This window comes from Pseudomonas sp. BRM28 (assembly GCF_002939405.1).
GTDB classification, from domain to species: domain Bacteria; phylum Pseudomonadota; class Gammaproteobacteria; order Pseudomonadales; family Pseudomonadaceae; genus Aquipseudomonas; species Aquipseudomonas palmensis.
This window is the reverse complement of the sequence record NZ_PEFV01000001.1, coordinates 1,623,835-1,641,377: the sequence shown is the minus strand read 5'-3', so window position 1 is coordinate 1,641,377 and position 17,543 is coordinate 1,623,835. Positions and strand designations below refer to the sequence as shown.

Genomic DNA, 17,543 nt, shown 5'->3' with positions numbered 1-17,543 from the left:
TCAGGGCTGGCGAGGCCCGGGCAGCAGACGCGCCAGCTGCGCGTCGAGCCAGGCCACGAAGGCCGGCGAAGGCAGTGCGTCGACCGCAAGATACCACCAGTCATCGGCGGCGAAAGCACGGCATTTCACCGCATCCTTCTCAGTCATGACCAGCGGCAATGACGGGGTGAAGCTCAGGGCCTGGGCGTTGTACGCCGCATGGTCGGCAAACGCATGCGGCACAGGCTGCCAGCCCAGCCCCTGCAGGGTGTTGAAAAATCGCTGAGGGTTGCCAATGCCGGCCACAGCGTGCAATGCCTGGCCCGGCGCAAAATGCTCAAGGCCTCGTCGCTCGCCGCTGCGCAGGTTGACCAGTGCCGTAGGGGCCAGGGTGAAGGCAAAGCCATCATCACGGTCGCTGAGGGCGCCGTTGTAGAGCACGGCGTCCACTTCATCCAGGCGCTCCACCGGCTCACGCAGCGGCCCGGCAGGCAGGCAGCGGCGATTGCCGAGGCCGCGGGCCGCGTCGATCAGCACCAGCTCGAGATCACGCGCCAGGCGGTAGTGCTGCATGCCGTCGTCGCACAGGATCAGGTCCAGCGGCTCGGCGTCGAGCAAGGCCCGCACGGCCTGGCTGCGATCGGGGTCGATCATCAGCGGCACGCCGGTGCGCTGCACGATCAGCAAGGGTTCGTCACCGGCCTGTTCGGCCGGTTGATCGGCACGCACGCGCCACGGCAGTTGCGGCGCAGTGGCCCCATAGCCTCGGCTGACCACCCCCACGCGCAGGCCGCGCTGGCGACAGTGCTCGATCAGAAACAGGATAAGCGGGGTCTTGCCGGTGCCACCCACGGTGATGTTGCCCACCACCAGCACCGGCACCGGTGCGCGATAGATGTCGCCCTGCCCGGCCAGAAAACGCTCGCGCTTGCCCCGCACCACCCGACGGTACAGGGCCTCGAGCGGGCGCAACAATACCAATGCCGGGTGGCCGGCATACCAGGCATGCAACAGGCGATCGGCAAGCGCCATCAAGGTGTCCCCTGGGCGGCCTCGACCGTGGTCATGCGCAACTGGCTGAAGCCGAGCTTGCCAGCGGCATCCATGGCGGTGACCACGGCCTGGTGCGGAGTCTTGCCGTCAGCGCTGATCGACAGCGGCATCTTGGTGTCGCCCTGTGATTCCTTCTGCAGGGCCTCGGTCAGGGTGCCCAGGTCGCTCTTGGGCAACAGGTGGTTGTTGACCGAGTACACGCCTTCGGCGCTGATGGTGATTTCCAGCTGCTTGGCCTCGGTGTCGGGCGCCGGAGCGCCGCTGACCGCCTCGGGCAGTTCGACACGCAACTGGGTTTCACGGGTGAAGGTGGTGGTCACCACGAAAAACAGCAGCAGGATGAACACCACGTCGATCAGCGAAGCGAGGTTGATGTCCACGGTCTCCCGTGGCTTGCGCCGGAATTTCACGCCTTGCCCTCGCTCAGGTCGACATCACGGTCCCCCTGGACCACTTCCACCAGCTTGATGGCCTCCTGCTCCATGCCCACCACCAGCTCATCGATGCGCCGTTGCAGGAAACGATGGAAGAATACTGCCGGGATACCCACCATCAGGCCGGCTGCGGTGGTGATCAACGCCTTGGAGATCCCCCCCGCCAATACCGAGGCATTGGTGGTCATGCCGGACCCGGTGAAGGCACTGAAGATATCGATCATGCCCAGCACGGTGCCCAGCAGGCCCAGCAGCGGCGCCATGGCCGCGATGGTGCCCAGTGCGTTGATGTAGCGCTCCAGCTCGTGGATGACACGGGCGGCGGCTTCCTCGATGCACTCCTTCATGATTTCGCGACCATGGCGGGAGTTGGCCAGGCCTGCGGCCAGGATCTCGCCCAGCGGCGAGTCGGCGCGCAGGGTCTTGAGCTTCTCGCTGGTGAGCTGTTTGTCCTTGATCCAGCGCCACACCTGGCCAAGCAGGTGCGGCGGGGTGACACGACTGGCGCGCAGGGTCCACAGGCGTTCGGCGACGATAGCCATGGCAGCGATGGAACTCAGAATGATCGGCAGCATCATCCAGCCACCGGACTTGACCAATTCCCACACAGTAGCGACCCCCTCGAAAAAGTCCGCCACTTTACCATAGGGGGCCACGGGGCCGAACAGCGTCATGTCGGCTCCCGCCAGAAGCGGCGCTGGCTGCGTTGCCCGACCGCCTGGCCAAAGCTGCCCAGCACCAGGCGCACCGCCCCGTGCAGGGCGCTGTCGTGCACGGTGATACCCAGCGCCTGGTAACGCGCCATCACCTGTGCGTGCGGATGCCCGAATGCATTGTGGCGCCCTCGCGAAATCAGCACGCCCCGGGGCCGGGTTCGCTCGAGAAAGGCCTGGCTCGACGAGGTGCGGCTGCCATGATGGGCCGCCTGCAACCAGTCGACCGGGCCGGCTGTCGACTCGCGCAGCCAGGCGCGCTCGGCCTGGGCATCGATGTCACCGGTCAGCAGCAGGGTTTCCCCGCCGGCATCCACGTGCAACACACAGGAGCGCTGATTGCTGTCGCCGGCCTGCTGCCAGCGCCACAGGCTGAAGAGCACGCCATCCCACTGCCATTGCTCGCCACTGGCGCAGGCCTGGGCCTGCAGTTGCCCGGGCAGCTCATCCGGGTCGCCGCCCACCACGCGCACCAGCGGCACGCTGCGCTGCACCGCCAGGGCGCCGCCGGCATGGTCGGCATGGGCATGGCTGATCAGCGCCAGGTCCAGCTCGCGCACCCCCAGCTTGCGCAGAGTCGGCACGACCACCCGCTCCCCCAGGTCGCTGCCACGGGTGGCCGGGCCTGCGTCATACAGCATCGCATGGTGACGGGTACGCAGCACAAATGCCTGGCCCTGGCCGACATCCAGCTGCCACACCTCCAGTTGCCCATGGGCGATCTCGTTGCGAGGCGCACAGCCGGCCAGCAGCAGCAAGGGCCAGCCCAGCACCCGCATCGGCAGCCCGCCCGGCAACAACAGCAGTACCGTGCCACCGCCCACCATCAACCATGCCCATATCGGCAAGGCGACCGGTGTCCAGGCCGGTTGCCAATGCGCCACCTGTGCCAGTGTCCAGAACAAGGCTGCCAGCGAACCTCCAGCCAGCCACAACAGGGCCTCCCCCAGCAACGGGAGCCCCTGCAGCAGTGTGCCGGCCAGCGCCAGGGGCAACACCGCGATACTGACCCAAGGCACCGCAACCAGATTGGCCAGCGGTGCCGAGAGACTGATCGGCAGCCCCAGCGCCAGCAGCACCGGCAACAGGCCGATCGCGATCAGCCATTGGGCCCGGCACCATGCCAGCCAGGGGTTCCAGGCCCCCAGCCGGCCGCCGAACACATACACCAGCACCGCCACCGCCGCGAACGACAGCCAGAACCCCGGCTGCAGGCTGCCCAATGGCTCCACCAGCAATACACCGTTGAGGGCGAGCAGCAAGGGAATCCAGGCCCCCAGGTGGCGAAAACGCAGGCGCCACAACAGCACCACCGCCAGCATGATGCAGGCGCGTCGTACCGGTACCTGAAAGCCCGCCATCAAGCCGTACGCCAGGGCCGCCGCAAACGCCAGGCCGCACGCCCAGGGTAGCCAGGGCAGCGCCCTGGGCCATGCCCCCACACGTGCCAACCCGGCCACCAGGCCGTACACCAGACCGGCCAGCAAGCCGATGTGCTGACCGGAAATTACCAGCAGGTGCACCGTGCCGGTTGCCTGGAGCACCTGCCAGTCCTCCTGTGCCAGCGCCCCGCCGTCACCCAGCACCAGCGCCGCCAGCGCACCTTCGCGCCCATGGGCCTGAGCCACGAGCAGGCGTTGGCGCACCGAATCACGCCACGCATGGCTGGCCGGGGCCAGTCGTTCACCTGCCCTTACACGGCCGGTGGCACCGATTCGCCGGGCCAGCATGGCGGCTTCCTGGTCAGGCCCATGGGGGTTGAGCAGGCCGGAGGGGCGCTGCAGCTGTACCGCCAGGCGCCAACGCTCGCCACTGTTGACCGGCGGCCCGCCAAACCAGCTCAGGCTCAGCCGCTGCGGCAACTGGGCGCGGCGCGAGGAGGCTTCGGCCAGCTCGAAACGCACCGAATGTGGGCCCTGCTGCGCCAGGCCCACTACCCGACCTTCCAGCCACAGGGTGCGCCCCTCCAGCTCGGGCCGCAGTCGATCGTCCAGCGCCCATTGCGCCGAGCAACAGGCCCAGGCAAAACCAAGCAGGAACAGACCGGGCACTGCCCATCGACACACCAGGCATAACATTCCCGTCATGCCGATGCCCCAGAGCCAGCCGACCGACGGCAAGGCAGGTAGCACGTTGAGCGCCAACAGCCCCAAGGCCAGCGCCAACATCCTTGTGCGCATGGGTAAAGCTCCTGAGCAGATCTCACCCCAGAGGCTTAGATCACCCAGGCCCGCACCTTGCTTATTAATTGTCACAAAGTCTGAATTGGCGCTGTTTACAATCCGTGCATACTGGCCACTTCAGAACGCCGAGAGCCCACATGCCGCGTCGACTTTTCAAACGCTACATGCCAGATCCGACGAGCATTCGGGAACATAAATCCTTACGCTTTCTCGGCCGGCTGCTGCACGACCCCAACCTCTGGCACCTGAATCGCCATTCGGTGGCACGGGCCATGGCCGTAGGCCTTTTCGCAGCCTTCATCCCTATCCCGATGCAGATGCTGCTGGCCGCCAGCCTGGCGGTTCTGGTGCGTGGCAACATGCCCATCGCCGTCAGCCTGGTGTGGCTGACCAACCCCATCACCATGCCGCCGGTGTTCTACTGCACCTACCAGGTGGGGGCATGGCTGATGCAGATACCGCCACGCACGCTGCCTGAGGAACTCACCTTCGAATGGATCACCGACCAGCTGTCGACGCTGTGGCAGCCCTTTCTGCTGGGCTCGGTGGTGTGCGGCGTGCTGCTGGGGGCGCTGGCCTACTGCCTGACCATGCTCTACTGGCGCTGGTGGGTGGGCAGGCAGTGGCGCAGGCGCAAGCAGAAATCAGCTGCGCATTCCTCGCCCGCTGACCAGTAGGCGCACGCAGCCGATGTACAGCACCGCGGTGGCCACCAGCATGAAGGTGATGGCCACGCCGATGCGGATGTCCGAGACGCCCAGGATGCCGTAGCGGAACGAGTTGACCATGTGCAGCACCGGGTTGGCCAGCGACACGGTCTGCCAGAATGGCGGCAGCAGGGTGATGGAGTAGAACACCCCACCCAGGTACGTCAGCGGCGTGAGCACGAAGGTCGGGATGATCGAGATGTCATCGAAGTTGCGCGCAAACACTGCGTTGATGAAGCCCAGCAGCGAGAAGATCGTCGCGGTCAGCACCACCACCAGCACCGTCACGCCCAGGTGATGCACCTGCAGATGGGTGAAGAACAGCGACAGCAGGGTCACGATCACTCCCACCGCCAACCCGCGCAGCACGCCGCCCAGGGTGTAGCCGATGAGGATGGTGTGCGGCGACACCGGCGACACCATCAGCTCCTCGATCGAACGCTGGAACTTGCTGCCGAAGAAACTCGACACCACGTTGCCGTAGGAGTTGGTGATCACCGACATCATGATCAGGCCCGGCACGATGTACTCCATATAGGTGAAGCCACCCATGTCGCCGATCTGCCGGCCGATGAGGTTCCCGAAGATCACGAAGTACAGCACCATGGTGATCGCCGGGGGCAGCAGGGTCTGCGGCCAGATCCGCGTGAACCGCCGCACTTCTCGATAGACGATGGTATTGAGGGCAACCAGGTTGGCGCGCAGTTCCGAACTCATACCGCCACCTTCGCCAGGTTTTTTTCCACCAGGGACACGAACAGCTCCTCGAGACGATTGGTCTTGTTGCGCAGGCTCAGCACCTCGATGTTCTGCAGGGCCAACTGGCCGAACAGCGCGGTGATGCCCACGTCCTTGTCCACCTGCACTTCCAGGGTGTGCGGGGTGATCAGCCGGCACGGGTAGCCGGCCAGTTGCGGCGCCTGGGCCAGGTCATGCTTGAGGTCGAGCAGGAAGGTCTCCACATGCAACGTGCCCAGCAACTGACGCATGCTGGTGTTCTGCACGATGGTGCCGTGGTCGATGATGCCGATGTTGCGGCACAGCTGCTCGGCCTCTTCCAGGTAGTGGGTGGTCAGGATGATGGTGATGCCCTTCTGGTTGAGCTCGGTCAGAAAGCTCCACATCGAACGGCGCAGCTCGATGTCGACGCCAGCGGTAGGCTCGTCGAGGATCAGCAGGCGCGGTTCGTGGATCAGCGCGCGGGCAATCATCAGGCGGCGCTTCATTCCGCCGGACAGCGAGCGCGATGGCACGTCACGCTTGTCCCACAGGCCCAGCTGGGTCAGGTACTGCTCGGCGCGCTCCCTGGCCACCTTCATCGGGATGCCGTAGTAACCCGCCTGGGTCACGACGATATCGAAGGTCTTTTCGAACTGATTGAAGTTGAACTCCTGGGGCACCACGCCGATGCAGCGCTTGAGCGCGGCTGGCTCTCGGTCCAGGTCATGGCCGAACACATTCACCGTGCCGCTGGTCTTGTTGACCAGGGTCGAGAGAATGCCGATGGTGGTGGATTTGCCGGCGCCATTGGGGCCGAGCAAGGCGAAGAAATCACCTTCGGCGACATCCAGGTCGATGCCCTTGAGGGCCTGGAAGCCATTGCCGTAGGTCTTGGTTAGCTGCCGAATGGACAGAGCAGAACTCATAGCAGGTCTACACACCAGGTTGAAGGGTTCACAAGGCAGGCGGTCAGACAGGGCCGACCGCGACGAATGTGGCCATGGTGCTTGCCCAGGCCACGCAAGTACAGTGAAGTGTATCGATATTGACTATCAGGGTAATCGACAGGTTCAGGTCAGCGCGGTCATTACCGCCGCCTGGTAGGCCGGCCGTTGCCTGAGGCGCTCGTACCACGCACGCAGGTGCTTCATTTCCGGACGCTCGATGGGCATCTCGAACCAGGCATACACGAAGCAGCCCAGCGGGATGTCGCCCATGCCGATCGCTTCCCCCGACAGGTAGGGTTGCGTGGCCAGGGCCTGATCGGCGATCGACAGCAGTTCGGCGCATTGCTTGTGCGCGGCGTTGATCTGCACCCAGTCCTGCTGGTCAGACGGGGTACGCAGGATGCCCCAGAACAACGGGCGAAATGGCGTAGCCAGCGATGACGTGGTCCAGTCCATCCACTTGTCTGCGCTGGCCCGGGCCGCCGGGTCGGCGGGGTACCAGTCAGTGTTTGGGGCATACCGGCCACACAGGTAGCGCACGATGGTATTGGATTCCCACAGCACCAGCTCGCCATCCTCGATCATCGGCACCCGGCCGTTGGGGTTGAGGGCACGGTAGTGCGGCTCATCGACCACGCCGAACTCGCCACCGGCATCGATCGACTGGTAATCCAGGCCCAGCTCCTGGGCGCACCACAGCGCCTTCCTGACGTTTGACGAGTTCTTGCGTCCCCAGATCTTCAGCATGACGGCTCCTGACATAGGCGGTGGGCACTCAGTCTACCCGAGCTGGCGAGGCTGACAATCGCTGGCCCGCGGCCCGAAAACGCGAACTTCCACAGGTCACGTCCTGTCACTGTTCTGACGGGTTGTTTGGCACAGGCGGTCTAAGCTCTGTCGGATAGCTATTTCTGGAGCTCACGGAGGAAAGCATATGTTGCTGTTGTGGTTAGTGGTGCTGGTGGTCGGTATTGCCTACCTGGCGCACCGGCGGGTTGCCCCCCTGCCCGCACTGGGCGTGGTTGCCGTCTACCTGGTGGCGATGGGCGCATTCAGCCATGCCCCCGGGTGGCTGTTGACGATCTTCTGGCTGCTGCTGGTGGCCACTGCCGTGCCCCTGGTGCTGCCCGATCTGCGCCGCAAATGGCTGACTGCCCCGCTGTTCGGCTGGTTTCGCAAAACCTTGCCGCCGATGTCGCAGACCGAGCGTGAGGCCATCGATGCCGGTACGGTCTGGTGGGACGGCGAGCTCTTCAGTGGCCGCCCCGACTGGAACACCCTGCTGGCCTATCCCAAGGTGCAACTGAGCGCAGAAGAGCAAGCCTTCATCGACGGGCCCACCGAGGAGCTCTGCGCCATGGTCAGCGACTGGCAGATCGGCCAGGACATGGACCTTCCCGCCGAAGCCTGGGCGCACATCAAGACCCATGGCTTCTTTGCCCTGATCATTCCCAAGGAATACGGTGGCAAGGGCTTTTCCGCCTTCGCTCATTCACAGGTCGCGATGAAACTGGCCACCCGCAGCGGCGACCTGGCCTCCACGGTGATGGTGCCCAACTCGCTCGGCCCGGCCGAACTGCTGCTGCACTACGGCACCGACGAGCAACGCAACCATTACCTGCCCCGCCTGGCCCGCGGTGACGACATCCCGTGCTTCGCCCTCACCGGTCCGCTGGCCGGCTCCGACGCCGGCGCCATGCCCGACACCGGGGTCATCTGCAAGGGCCAGTGGCAGGGCGAGGAAGTACTGGGCCTGCGCCTGAACTGGGAGAAGCGCTATATCACCCTGGGCCCGGTGGCGACGCTGCTGGGTCTAGCGTTCAAGGCCTACGACCCCGATCACCTGCTGGGTGACAGGGAGGAGCTGGGTATCAGCCTGGCTCTCATCCCGACCGACACCCCAGGTGTCGAGATCGGTCAGCGCCATCTGCCGCTGGGCGCCGCGTTCATGAACGGCCCCAACAGCGGCAAGGACGTGTTCGTCCCGCTGAGTTTTCTGATTGGCGGGCAGGAGATGCTCGGCAAGGGCTGGATGATGCTGATGAACTGCCTGTCGGTGGGACGCTCGATCTCCTTGCCGGCAGTCGGTACCGGTGCCGCCAAGTACACCAGCCTGGTAACGGGCCAGTACGCACAGGTGCGCGAGCAGTTCAACGTACCGCTGGCCGCGTTCGAGGGCATTCAGGAGGCTCTGGCCCGCATCGGCGGCAATGCCTGGCTGATGGACAGCGCACGCATGCTCACCGCCAACGCGGTGGACCTGGGTGAAAAACCCTCGGTGCTGTCGGCGATCCTCAAGTACCACCTCACCGAACGGGGGCGCGAATGCATCCAGCACGCCATGGACGTGCACGGGGGCAAGGGCATCATCATGGGCCCGAACAACTACCTGGGTCGCAGCTGGCAGGGGGCACCGATCTTCATCACCGTCGAGGGCGCCAACATCCTCTCGCGCAACCTGATGATCTTTGGCCAGGGGGCGATTCGCTGCCACCCGTTCGTGCTCAAGGAGATGGCCCTGGCAGCACGTGAAGACCACGACCAGGCGCTCAAGGAGTTCGACGCCCTGCTGCTCAGGCATGTGGGCTTCGCGGTGGGTAACGCGGCCAGCACGCTGGTCCTTGGGTTGGGCCTGGGGCGCTTTGAAAAGGCACCCGGCGATGCATTGAGCCAGGGATACTTTCGCGCACTCGATCGCCAGGCGGCGGCCTTCGCCCTGCTGGCCGACCTGTGCATGATGCTGCTCGGTGGCGAGCTGAAACGCCGTGAGCGCCTGTCGGCGCGCCTTGGCGACGTATTGAGCAACCTGTACCTGGGTTCGGCAGCCCTCAAGCGCTACCACGATCTCGATTCGCCCGAGTACCTGCGGCCGCTGTTGCGCTGGGCCATGGAAGAAAGCCTGGGCCAGGCCGAAAAAGCCCTGGACCGCCTGCTCGACAACTTCCCCAATCGGTTCCTCGGTGGCGCGTTGCGCCTGGTGGTGTTCCCGTTCGGGCGCCGTCATACCGGCCCGTCGGACGAACTGGATGCCGAGGTTGCTGCGCTGCTGGGTCGCGCCAAGGGTGATCCGGCACTCGAACAACTGCTGGCTGGCTGCTATCGCCCCACCGATGCAAGCGACCCGGTGGGCGCGTTGCAACAGGCCAGCGACCTGCTAAGGGCCAGCGCCCCGCTGCACAAGAAGCTGCACCAGGCCCACAAGGGCGGCCAGTTGGCGCCGGCTCCCGGCGAATCGCTGATCGACGCAGCCTTGCACGCCAACACCTTGCAGGCCGGCGAAGCTCAAAGCCTGCACGAGGCCGAAGCCGCACGGCGCCGTGTGATCGACGTGGATGCGTTCAGCAAGGACGAGCTGCTGCCCACCGAGGGCAAGGTGCGCTGAGCATCACTCCAACGGGACATCGGGCGCGGGGAGCCTTATACTCCCGCGCCCGATTTTGCTCTAGAGGATCGCCCGCATGGCCAACGCCACTGCTCAACTGGAATACCACCTCGCCCTGCTCACCCACCTGCGCACCATCCTTGCAGCCCTGGGTGAGGCCGAACAGGTACCGGAAGAAAGCCACGCGCTGTTTCTGGAGCGTTTCGACGACCTGATGCAACAGTTGCCGGTCGACCCGGAGAGCACCTACCTGGGTCAGGACCTCATCTGCCAGGTCATCCAGCGCTACCCGCAGATCGCGCACCTTATCCCCCGCGACCTGCTGTGGTTCTTTGGCGGCGATTGCCTGCACTACATGCCGGAAGAAGAACTGGCCATGTACCAGGAGCTGGAAGAACGCCGCTACGAAGCCGAGCAGAACGACGAACCGTTCGACTGGAACCAGGAGAAGCAGTTGTTGAGCATGTCGGGCGACGACAGCAAGCACTGATGCGCAAGCTACCTGTCAGCGCGGCCAGCAGAACTGGCAGGTAGCCCCCATGACCACGTCCCGCACAAAGCGCATTCACATGACTGCGTGTGCTTGAACGGGCTCAGAAGAAAAAGTACACGCCGGTATCGAGCTCGAGTGCGGTTCGCACCTGCGCCTCCACCTTCAGCAGTGCACCTACCTCGGGGCAGGCTTCGATACAGGCCGACACCAACGCACTGAATGCCGCCAACTGCACAGTGCCTAGAATCCTTTCATCTTCGTACTCATCGATGTTCAGCGCCAGCGCTCGATTGGCCTGCGTGAAAAGCCCCGATCGCCACACGGCTTCGAACTCCTCTGCATCCAGCTGAACATCTAGCAGGTCTGCATCCGTACAGGTATCGGTATCCAGCCGCGACATGGCGCCTCGGCTCAACGGCACACAGATTATTTTCATGCTGCCCCCTGCCATCGCGCGGCGTTTTTTACGCAAAAAAAAACGCCGTTCATACGAACGGCGTTTTCTTTGAATTTGGAGCGGGAAACGAGACTCGAACTCGCGACCCCGACCTTGGCAAGGTCGTGCTCTACCAACTGAGCTATTCCCGCAAATGGCGTCCCCTAGGGGACTCGAACCCCTGTTACCGCCGTGAAAGGGCGGTGTCCTAGGCCACTAGACGAAGGGGACACTGCCTGAAACACCATGGTGTAGTGTTTCAGCTCCAGAAATACACCCGAAGATGCTTTCTGGTTTCACTCAGCCCTGCCCTGAAGCAAAGCTGCTTAAAATTGGAGCGGGAAACGAGACTCGAACTCGCGACCCCGACCTTGGCAAGGTCGTGCTCTACCAACTGAGCTATTCCCGCAATGGCGTCCCCTAGGGGACTCGAACCCCTGTTACCGCCGTGAAAGGGCGGTGTCCTAGGCCACTAGACGAAGGGGACACGCTACAACATTCACTCCCTGCCGCGTTTCGCTGTGTGCTTTACGCTGCAAGTGGCGCGCATTCTAGGGGTGGTTTGAGAAGTCGTCAACCCCTAGATATAAATTTATTTAAATCAATGACTTCGCCCTGCTTTACGCTGCCACGGAGGCCGCAGCGCGCCTGAGCCTTGACGATTATTTTCTGACGCACATACGCGACGCGGCCCAGTGCTGGCGGCACCTCAAGGCAAAATGCCAGCAATCCGCCCTGCTCAACTGCCAAACAGCTCTATCCGGGCAAAAGCGAAGCCACTACACTCAAACGGCAAACCTTCCTGTATGAGGCGTTAACGGTGACACCACTTCTGATCACCCTGCTTATAGTAGCGGGTATCGCACTCTTGATCGTGATTGGCTACCTGAACAATGTAGTCGAGAGCAACAAGCTGGAACGAGCCCGCCTCAAGATCGAGCTGGCCGACCGCTTGCGTCGTTGTGGCGAAATCACCGAAACCTTCCCCGGCCAGTTGATGACCCCGGCACTCAAGCTGCTGCTGACCCGCCTCGAACTGAACCTGAACCAGCGCCGCCTGGCCCTGGACAAGCACAACCGTGAAATCCAGGCACGCATCAGCGAGCTCCAGGGCCTGATTGCCCTGGGCGATGGCATACCGGTGAACAACCCTCCCGGCCCGATCCAGACCGAAGCCCGTGCCAAGGATGTACGCTTTCTGCTCGAAGCCCTGCACAGCCAGGTGGTTCGCGCCTCCCAGGAAGGCTTCCTGCCGACCAACGAAGCCAAGTACTGGGTAAAGGAAATTCGCCATATCCTGGTGCTGCTACACATCGAGTTCTTCAACAACCTGGGGCAGCATGCGCTGCAGCAGAACCAGCCGGGGCAGGCCCGCCTGGCGTTCGAACGGGGCGTGCAGTACCTGCGCAAGCAACCTGATCCGGTGCTCTACCGCGAGCAGCTCGACTATATGGACAAACTGCTGGCACGCGCCAACGCCATGGTACTGAGCCAGAACCAGCCAACCGAAGACGAGGTCAACCCACTGACCGAAGGGCTGAAGTCCGACACCGAAGAAGACTGGAAGAAGAAAGTCATCTACGACTGATTGCAACACAACCCATTCGCCAGCAGCCCCCGACAGGAGCCTTGCTGGCGAATGGGCGCAACGCCTCTACCCTCCTCAGCAGTCCGTCGAATCCAGGAAAATCCGCGCCAGACGCTCCAGCCCGGCCTGATCCTGCTCACCAAAGCGTGCAAGTACAGGGCTGTCCAGGTCCAGCACGCCGATCAGCGCACCGTTCTTGACCAGAGGGATCACCAACTCGCTGTTGGAGGCGCTGTCACAGGCAATATGCCCCGGGAAGGCATGCACATCCTCCACACGCTGGGTCTGGCGTGTAGCCGCCGCAGCCCCGCACACCCCGCGCCCGAACGGGATACGTACACACGCAACCTGCCCCTGAAACGGCCCCAGCACCAGCTCTTCACCGCGCGCCAGGTAGAAACCTGCCCAATTCAGGTCTTCGACCTGGCTGTACAGAAAGGCGGAAAGCTGCGCAGCGTTGGCAATGAAATCCCGCTCCCCGTCCAGTAGTGCCTCCAGCTGCGCCGCCAGCAGGTCATAGCCGCACTGGCCGCCCCCCACTGCATTCAAATCGATCATTACTGTTGCTCCAGCAGTTTCAGGCCCACCCAATAGCGGGCAAATTGATAGGCGCAGCGGCCATTGCGATTGCCGCGGCCGGTTGCCCAGCGGATCGCGGCCTTGTCCAGCTCTTCATCCCGCGCCCAGACCAGACCTGGCGCCAGCGCCAACTGGGTGATCCAGTGCTCGACCACATCAAGGAAGTGCTCTTGGGTGAACGGGTAGAACGACAGCCACAGACCGAAGCGGTCCGACAGGGCAATCTTGTCCTCGACGGCCTCGCTGGGGTGCAGCTCGCCGTCGACCATCTTCCAGTTCTCGTTGTCGCTCTGCTTTTCCGGCACCAGGTGCCGACGGTTGGAGGTGGCATACAACAGAACGTTGTCCGGCGCCTGCTCGAGAGAGCCGTCCAGCACGCTCTTGAGCACGCGGTAGTCGCCCTCCCCGGCCTCGAACGACAGGTCATCGCAGAACAGCACGAAACGCTGTGGCAGTTTGTGCAGTTGTTCCACCACCCGCGGCAGGTCCGCCAGGTGGTCACGCTCGATCTCGATCAGGCGCAGCCCCTGTGGGGCGTACTCTGCCAGCAAGGCACGCACCAGCGACGACTTGCCGGTGCCGCGCGAGCCCCACAGCAGCGCGTGGTTGGCCGGCATGCCGTCGATGAACTGGCGGGTATTGCGGCCCAGTTGTTCACGCTGCCTGTCGACACCTATCAGGTCGGTCAGGCGCATGTCCAGGCTGACCTCGAGCGGCAGCAGAAAACCGCTGCGCCCTTCGCGCTGCCAACGGGCAGCCAGGCACTGGGTCCAATCGATGCTGGGGCGCAATGCCGGCAGCAGCGGTTCCAGACGCGCCAATACCGATTCGGCGCGCTCCAGGAAAGCATTCAAGCGAGAGTCCACGTTATGTCCTCGACACAGATTCTTGGGGAAGCCTGAATGTGCGACAGTACCTGCCAGCTACCGGGGGTGATCGGCTATGCTTGCGCAGCGCACGGAAAGTGGAACTGGCTCGGGATACATGGATATCAAGTTCACCAATCGCCTGTCTTACAAGCAAGCCCGGCTGACGGTCCTGGTCGGTTTCATCCTGGGAACATTGCTCAGTCTCATCCAGATCGGCATCGATTATGCCAGCGAAGACGCCTCTATCAATCGCGAGATGCAGGCACTGCTGCAAATCAGCCACAACCCCGCCTCGCGCATTGCCTACAACCTCGATGCGGAACTGGCCAACGAACTGACCCTGGGCCTGCTCAAATCCCCCGCCATCACCCGTGCGCGCCTGATCGACAACACCGACAGCGTGTTGTCCGATGTGCAGCGCCCGCGCGAACAAAGCAGCTATCGGGTAGTGAGTGATTTTCTCTTCGGCCAGAGCCGGCAGTTCCAGGATCGCCTGATGCTCGACCAGATGCCCAGCGAATACCTCGGCACCCTGTATCTTGAAGTCGACACCTTCGCCTTCGGCAGCCGCTTTCTGAAGCGGGCCGAAGTAACGCTGCTCAACGGGTTCGTGCGCAGCCTGGTGCTGACCGGCATCCTGCTGGCACTGTTCTATTTCATGTTGACCAAGCCGCTGGTGCGGGTGATCAGCGCCCTGAGCAACAGCAATGCGCGCGCGCCCAACCAGAACAAGCTGGCCTTCCCGCCCGGTCACGAACAGGACGAGATCGGCGTGCTGGTCAAGGTCGCCAACCAGCAGTTCGTGAGCATGGCCACCGAGATCCAGCAGCGGCGCAACGCCGAAAACCGCCTGACCGACTACCTCAACGAGCTGGAAAACATCGTTTCGGCCCGTACCAACGAACTCAAGTCCAGCAACACCCGCCTGAGCCAGTCCAACGAGGAACTGGAGCAGGCGCGACGCCGAGCACTGGACATGGCCCAGGCCCGTGCCGCATTCCTGGCCAACATGAGCCACGAGATCCGCACCCCGCTCAATGGCCTGCTGGGCATGATCGCGCTGTCGCTGGACAGCCCGCTCAACGCCGAACAACGCCAGCAGCTGTCCATCGCCCACGACTCGGGCAAGGTACTGGTGGAACTGCTCAACGATATTCTCGACCTGTCCAAGTTCGACGCCGGCCAGCTGGAGCTGGAGCGCATCCCCTTCGACCTCGGCGCCCTGGTGGAAGACACCGCCAACCTGCTGTCGCAGAACGCGGCGCCCAGCGTGGAGCTGACCTGCCTGATCGATCCGCAGTTTCCCAGCAGCGTGCTGGGTGACCCCACGCGGGTGCGCCAGATCGTCAGCAACCTGCTGTCCAATGCGCTCAAGTTCACCCGTTTCGGGCGTGTCGACGTTCGCCTGGGCACCTACCCCGGCGGCGTGCGCCTGGAAGTCTGCGACACGGGCATCGGCATCCCGCTGGAAGCCCAGGTCAGGATCTTTCAGCCTTTCACCCAGGCCGGTGCCGGTATTACCCGCCAGTATGGCGGCACCGGCCTGGGCCTGGCGCTGACCCGCAACCTTTGCGAAGCCATGCAGGGGCGCCTGAGCATCAGTTCGGAAGCTGGCTTCGGCAGCCAGTTCAGTGTCGAGCTGCCGCTGGCCTCCCACACCCCGGCGATTGCACCCGCTCCCCTGCGCGGCAAGGTGGTGGCGATCAGCAGCGCCAGCAGCGGCCTTGCCGAACTGCTGCAGAGCCTGCTGCCACGTTGGGGGCTGACGTACTCGCGCCATGACAGCATCGACAGCCTGGTCGACCTGGAGCCCGACCTGCTGGTCACCGACAACCTGGATGGCCTGTTCGGCCTGCGTCCGTCACTCAAGGCGCCAATCCTGCTGGTGACCGCCTATGGCAACTTCCTGCCGGGGGAAGAAGCCGCCCAGCTGGCGCCGCTGCAGCAGCAGGCCCGCCCGCTGGCCCGCAACGCCCTGTACCAGACCTTGCAGCGCATTCTGCAGGGCAGTGACGATGCAGGCCCGGTCGCCCAGGCGGGCACCCAGACCAGCGAGCGACGTGCCCGCATCCTGCTGGTGGAAGACAACCCGGTGAACCAGCTGGTCGCCAAGGGCATGCTGGGCAAGCTGGGCTGCGAGGTGATCGTGGCCGCCCACGGCGGGGAGGCCCTGGAGCAGTTGGAGCAAGCCGCCTTCGACCTGGTGCTGATGGACTGCAACATGCCGGTGATGGACGGCTACGAGGCCAGCCGGCGCATACGCCAGAGCGGACGCTGGCCCGACCTGCCCATCGTGGCACTTACCGCCAACGCCATGCCCGAGGAGCGCGAACGCTGCCGGGCGGCAGGCATGAACGACTACCTGGCCAAACCCTTTCGCCGCGAAGAGTTGCTGGCGCTGATCGATCACTGGGTGCCGCCAACAGCCCCTGAAACCTAGCGCAGCAGCTTTTCGATATCGCCCGCCAGCGCCTCGGGCTTGGTGCTGGGCGCATAACGGCTCACGGCACCCGACTGCGGATCGACCAGGAACTTGGTGAAATTCCACTTGATCGCCTGCGAACCGAACAGGCCGGGAGCCCTCTGCTTGAGCGCGGCGAACAGGGGATGCGCGCCCGCCCCATTGACCTCGACCTTTCTGAACAGGGGAAAGCTCACGCCAAAGTTGGCTTCACAGAACTGCGATATCGCCAGCTCATCGCCCGGCTCCTGCTTGCCGAACTGGTTGCAGGGAAAGCCCAACACCACCAGGCCGCGCTCGCGATAGCGCTGCCATAGCGACTCCAGGCCCTTGTACTGTGGCGTGAACCCGCACTGGCTGGCGGTATTGACCACCAGCACCGCCCTTGCCGGGTAATCCGCCAGGGTTTTCTGCTCGCCCCGCAGGGTGGTGCAGGGAATATTGAGCAAACTGTTGTCGGCCATGACCGCGTCTCCTGCGTTCGGGTGGGTTACTGTCGCGGCACCAGGTCAAGGCACACCGAGTTGATGCAGTAGCGCAGACCGGTGGGCGGCGGGCCGTCGGGAAACACATGGCCCAGATGGGCATCGCAAGTGGCGCAGGTGACTTCGGTGCGAATCATGCCATGTGAGGTATCGCGGATCTCGACCATCGCGTTGTCGGCGATAGGCTCGTAGAAGCTGGGCCAGCCGCAGCCGGAGTCGAACTTGGCTCTGGAATCGAACAGCGGCTTGTTGCAGCAGATGCAATGGTAGACGCCATCGGTGCGGGTGCTGTTGTACTTGCCGCTGAACGGGCGCTCGGTGCCCTTCAGGCGGCACACGTTGTACTGCTCGGGGTCGAGCATCGCACGCCATTCTTCCAGGGTTTTCTCGATCTTTTCCATCACCAGGCCTCGCTGAATTAAAAACCCCGCACTGCGTCTTTTCGACAACGCGGGTGGCACGTATTATTGCGCCTCATCAGACGTCAGTCTGGCACCCGCGTTACACGCATTTC

General features: G+C 63.7%; 17 protein-coding genes and 4 tRNA genes. 5 read left to right on the top strand and 16 right to left on the bottom strand.

The genetic code is table 11. The features are described from left to right. From lpxK to CR917_RS07740, 4 genes are all read right to left on the bottom strand, one after another. The gene (gene lpxK / locus CR917_RS07755) at nt 1–1,011 is read right to left on the bottom strand and encodes a tetraacyldisaccharide 4'-kinase (protein WP_043862889.1); all 1,011 of its coding nucleotides are present in this window, start codon (nt 1,009–1,011) and stop codon (nt 1–3) included. Continuing rightward, nucleotides 1,011–1,442: a biopolymer transporter ExbD gene (locus CR917_RS07750; protein WP_078479738.1), complete on the bottom strand. Its 432-nt coding sequence runs from the start codon at nt 1,440–1,442 to the stop codon at nt 1,011–1,013. Before CR917_RS07750 ends, lpxK begins: the two co-directional genes overlap by 1 nt. Then, nucleotides 1,439–2,074: a MotA/TolQ/ExbB proton channel family protein gene (locus CR917_RS07745; RefSeq protein WP_162484877.1), complete on the bottom strand. Its 636-nt coding sequence runs from the start codon at nt 2,072–2,074 to the stop codon at nt 1,439–1,441. The genes CR917_RS07750 and CR917_RS07745 overlap by 4 nt, the downstream gene beginning before the upstream one ends. A 62-nt stretch (nt 2,075–2,136) precedes the next feature. After that, on the bottom strand, nt 2,137–4,359 hold the full coding sequence (locus tag CR917_RS07740) for a DNA internalization-related competence protein ComEC/Rec2 (RefSeq protein ID WP_104572094.1): 2,223 nt from the start codon (nt 4,357–4,359) through the stop codon (nt 2,137–2,139). 140 nt (nt 4,360–4,499) lie between these two features. Between CR917_RS07740 and CR917_RS07735 the strand changes: the two genes are divergently transcribed. Next, complete coding sequence (locus tag CR917_RS07735) at nt 4,500–5,039, top strand: DUF2062 domain-containing protein (RefSeq protein WP_043862892.1); 540 nt, start codon at nt 4,500–4,502, stop codon at nt 5,037–5,039. On the opposite strand, the gene CR917_RS07730 is transcribed toward CR917_RS07735, so the two are convergent. From CR917_RS07730 to CR917_RS07720, 3 genes are all read right to left on the bottom strand, one after another. Continuing rightward, nucleotides 5,007–5,786, bottom strand: coding sequence for an ABC transporter permease (locus tag CR917_RS07730; protein ID WP_058541067.1), 780 nt, complete (start codon nt 5,784–5,786; stop codon nt 5,007–5,009). The two genes, CR917_RS07735 and CR917_RS07730, sit on opposite strands and share 33 nt — an antisense overlap. After that, nucleotides 5,783–6,715 carry an ABC transporter ATP-binding protein gene (locus CR917_RS07725; RefSeq protein ID WP_043862894.1) on the bottom strand — a complete coding sequence of 311 codons (933 nt, stop codon included), beginning with the start codon at nt 6,713–6,715 and terminating at the stop codon, nt 5,783–5,785. Before CR917_RS07725 ends, CR917_RS07730 begins: the two co-directional genes overlap by 4 nt. 144 nt (nt 6,716–6,859) lie before the next feature. Further along, nucleotides 6,860–7,483: a glutathione S-transferase gene (locus CR917_RS07720; protein WP_100634415.1), complete on the bottom strand. Its 624-nt coding sequence runs from the start codon at nt 7,481–7,483 to the stop codon at nt 6,860–6,862. Between the two features lie 187 nt (nt 7,484–7,670). Here CR917_RS07720 and CR917_RS07715 point away from each other — a divergent pair, with 187 nt between their 5' ends. Together CR917_RS07715 and CR917_RS07710 are read left to right on the top strand one after the other, a co-directional pair. Further along, complete coding sequence (locus CR917_RS07715; RefSeq protein ID WP_100634413.1) at nt 7,671–10,118, top strand: acyl-CoA dehydrogenase; 2,448 nt, start codon at nt 7,671–7,673, stop codon at nt 10,116–10,118. Between the two features lie 76 nt (nt 10,119–10,194). Next, a complete protein-coding gene (locus CR917_RS07710; RefSeq protein WP_043862897.1) occupies nt 10,195–10,608 on the top strand; it encodes a PA2817 family protein in 414 nt (137 codons plus the stop codon). 103 nt (nt 10,609–10,711) lie between these two features. Here CR917_RS07710 and CR917_RS07705 read toward each other — a convergent pair whose 3' ends face one another. The 5 genes from CR917_RS07705 to CR917_RS07685 form a co-directional block, all read right to left on the bottom strand. Continuing rightward, nucleotides 10,712–11,047 carry a hypothetical protein gene (locus CR917_RS07705; RefSeq protein ID WP_063612007.1) on the bottom strand — a complete coding sequence of 112 codons (336 nt, stop codon included), beginning with the start codon at nt 11,045–11,047 and terminating at the stop codon, nt 10,712–10,714. Nucleotides 11,048–11,123: 76 nt separating this feature from the next. Continuing rightward, nucleotides 11,124–11,199, bottom strand: a tRNA-Gly gene (locus CR917_RS07700). Between the two features lie 3 nt (nt 11,200–11,202). Continuing rightward, nucleotides 11,203–11,278: transfer RNA gene (locus CR917_RS07695), tRNA-Glu, on the bottom strand. 102 nt (nt 11,279–11,380) lie between these two features. Next, nucleotides 11,381–11,456: transfer RNA gene (locus CR917_RS07690), tRNA-Gly, on the bottom strand. Nucleotides 11,457–11,458: 2 nt separating this feature from the next. After that, nucleotides 11,459–11,534: transfer RNA gene (locus CR917_RS07685), tRNA-Glu, on the bottom strand. A 333-nt stretch (nt 11,535–11,867) separates the two neighbouring features. Between CR917_RS07685 and CR917_RS07680 the strand changes: the two genes are divergently transcribed. Continuing rightward, a complete protein-coding gene (locus CR917_RS07680; RefSeq protein ID WP_043862749.1) occupies nt 11,868–12,635 on the top strand; it encodes a hypothetical protein in 768 nt (255 codons plus the stop codon). Nucleotides 12,636–12,710: 75 nt separating this feature from the next. Here the strand turns inward: CR917_RS07680 and CR917_RS07675 are convergent, their stop codons facing one another. Both CR917_RS07675 and CR917_RS07670 read right to left on the bottom strand, forming a co-directional pair. Beyond that, nucleotides 12,711–13,193, bottom strand: a complete 483-nt coding sequence (locus CR917_RS07675; protein ID WP_104572093.1) for a GAF domain-containing protein — start codon at nt 13,191–13,193, stop codon at nt 12,711–12,713. Beyond that, on the bottom strand, nt 13,193–14,080 hold the full coding sequence (locus tag CR917_RS07670) for an ATP-binding protein (protein ID WP_058541064.1): 888 nt from the start codon (nt 14,078–14,080) through the stop codon (nt 13,193–13,195). Before CR917_RS07670 ends, CR917_RS07675 begins: the two co-directional genes overlap by 1 nt. 76 nt (nt 14,081–14,156) lie before the next feature. On the opposite strand from CR917_RS07670, the gene CR917_RS07665 reads away from it, so the two are divergent. Continuing rightward, complete coding sequence (locus CR917_RS07665) at nt 14,157–16,523, top strand: response regulator (RefSeq protein ID WP_104572092.1); 2,367 nt, start codon at nt 14,157–14,159, stop codon at nt 16,521–16,523. Here the strand turns inward: CR917_RS07665 and CR917_RS07660 are convergent. Then, entirely contained in the window at nt 16,520–17,008 is a 489-nt protein-coding gene (locus CR917_RS07660; RefSeq protein WP_043862745.1) for a glutathione peroxidase, read from the bottom strand. The two genes, CR917_RS07665 and CR917_RS07660, sit on opposite strands and share 4 nt — an antisense overlap. Before the next feature lie 26 nt (nt 17,009–17,034). After that, entirely contained in the window at nt 17,035–17,430 is a 396-nt protein-coding gene (gene msrB, locus CR917_RS07655) for a peptide-methionine (R)-S-oxide reductase MsrB (RefSeq protein ID WP_043862744.1), read from the bottom strand. Nucleotides 17,431–17,543: the final 113 nt, after the last annotated feature.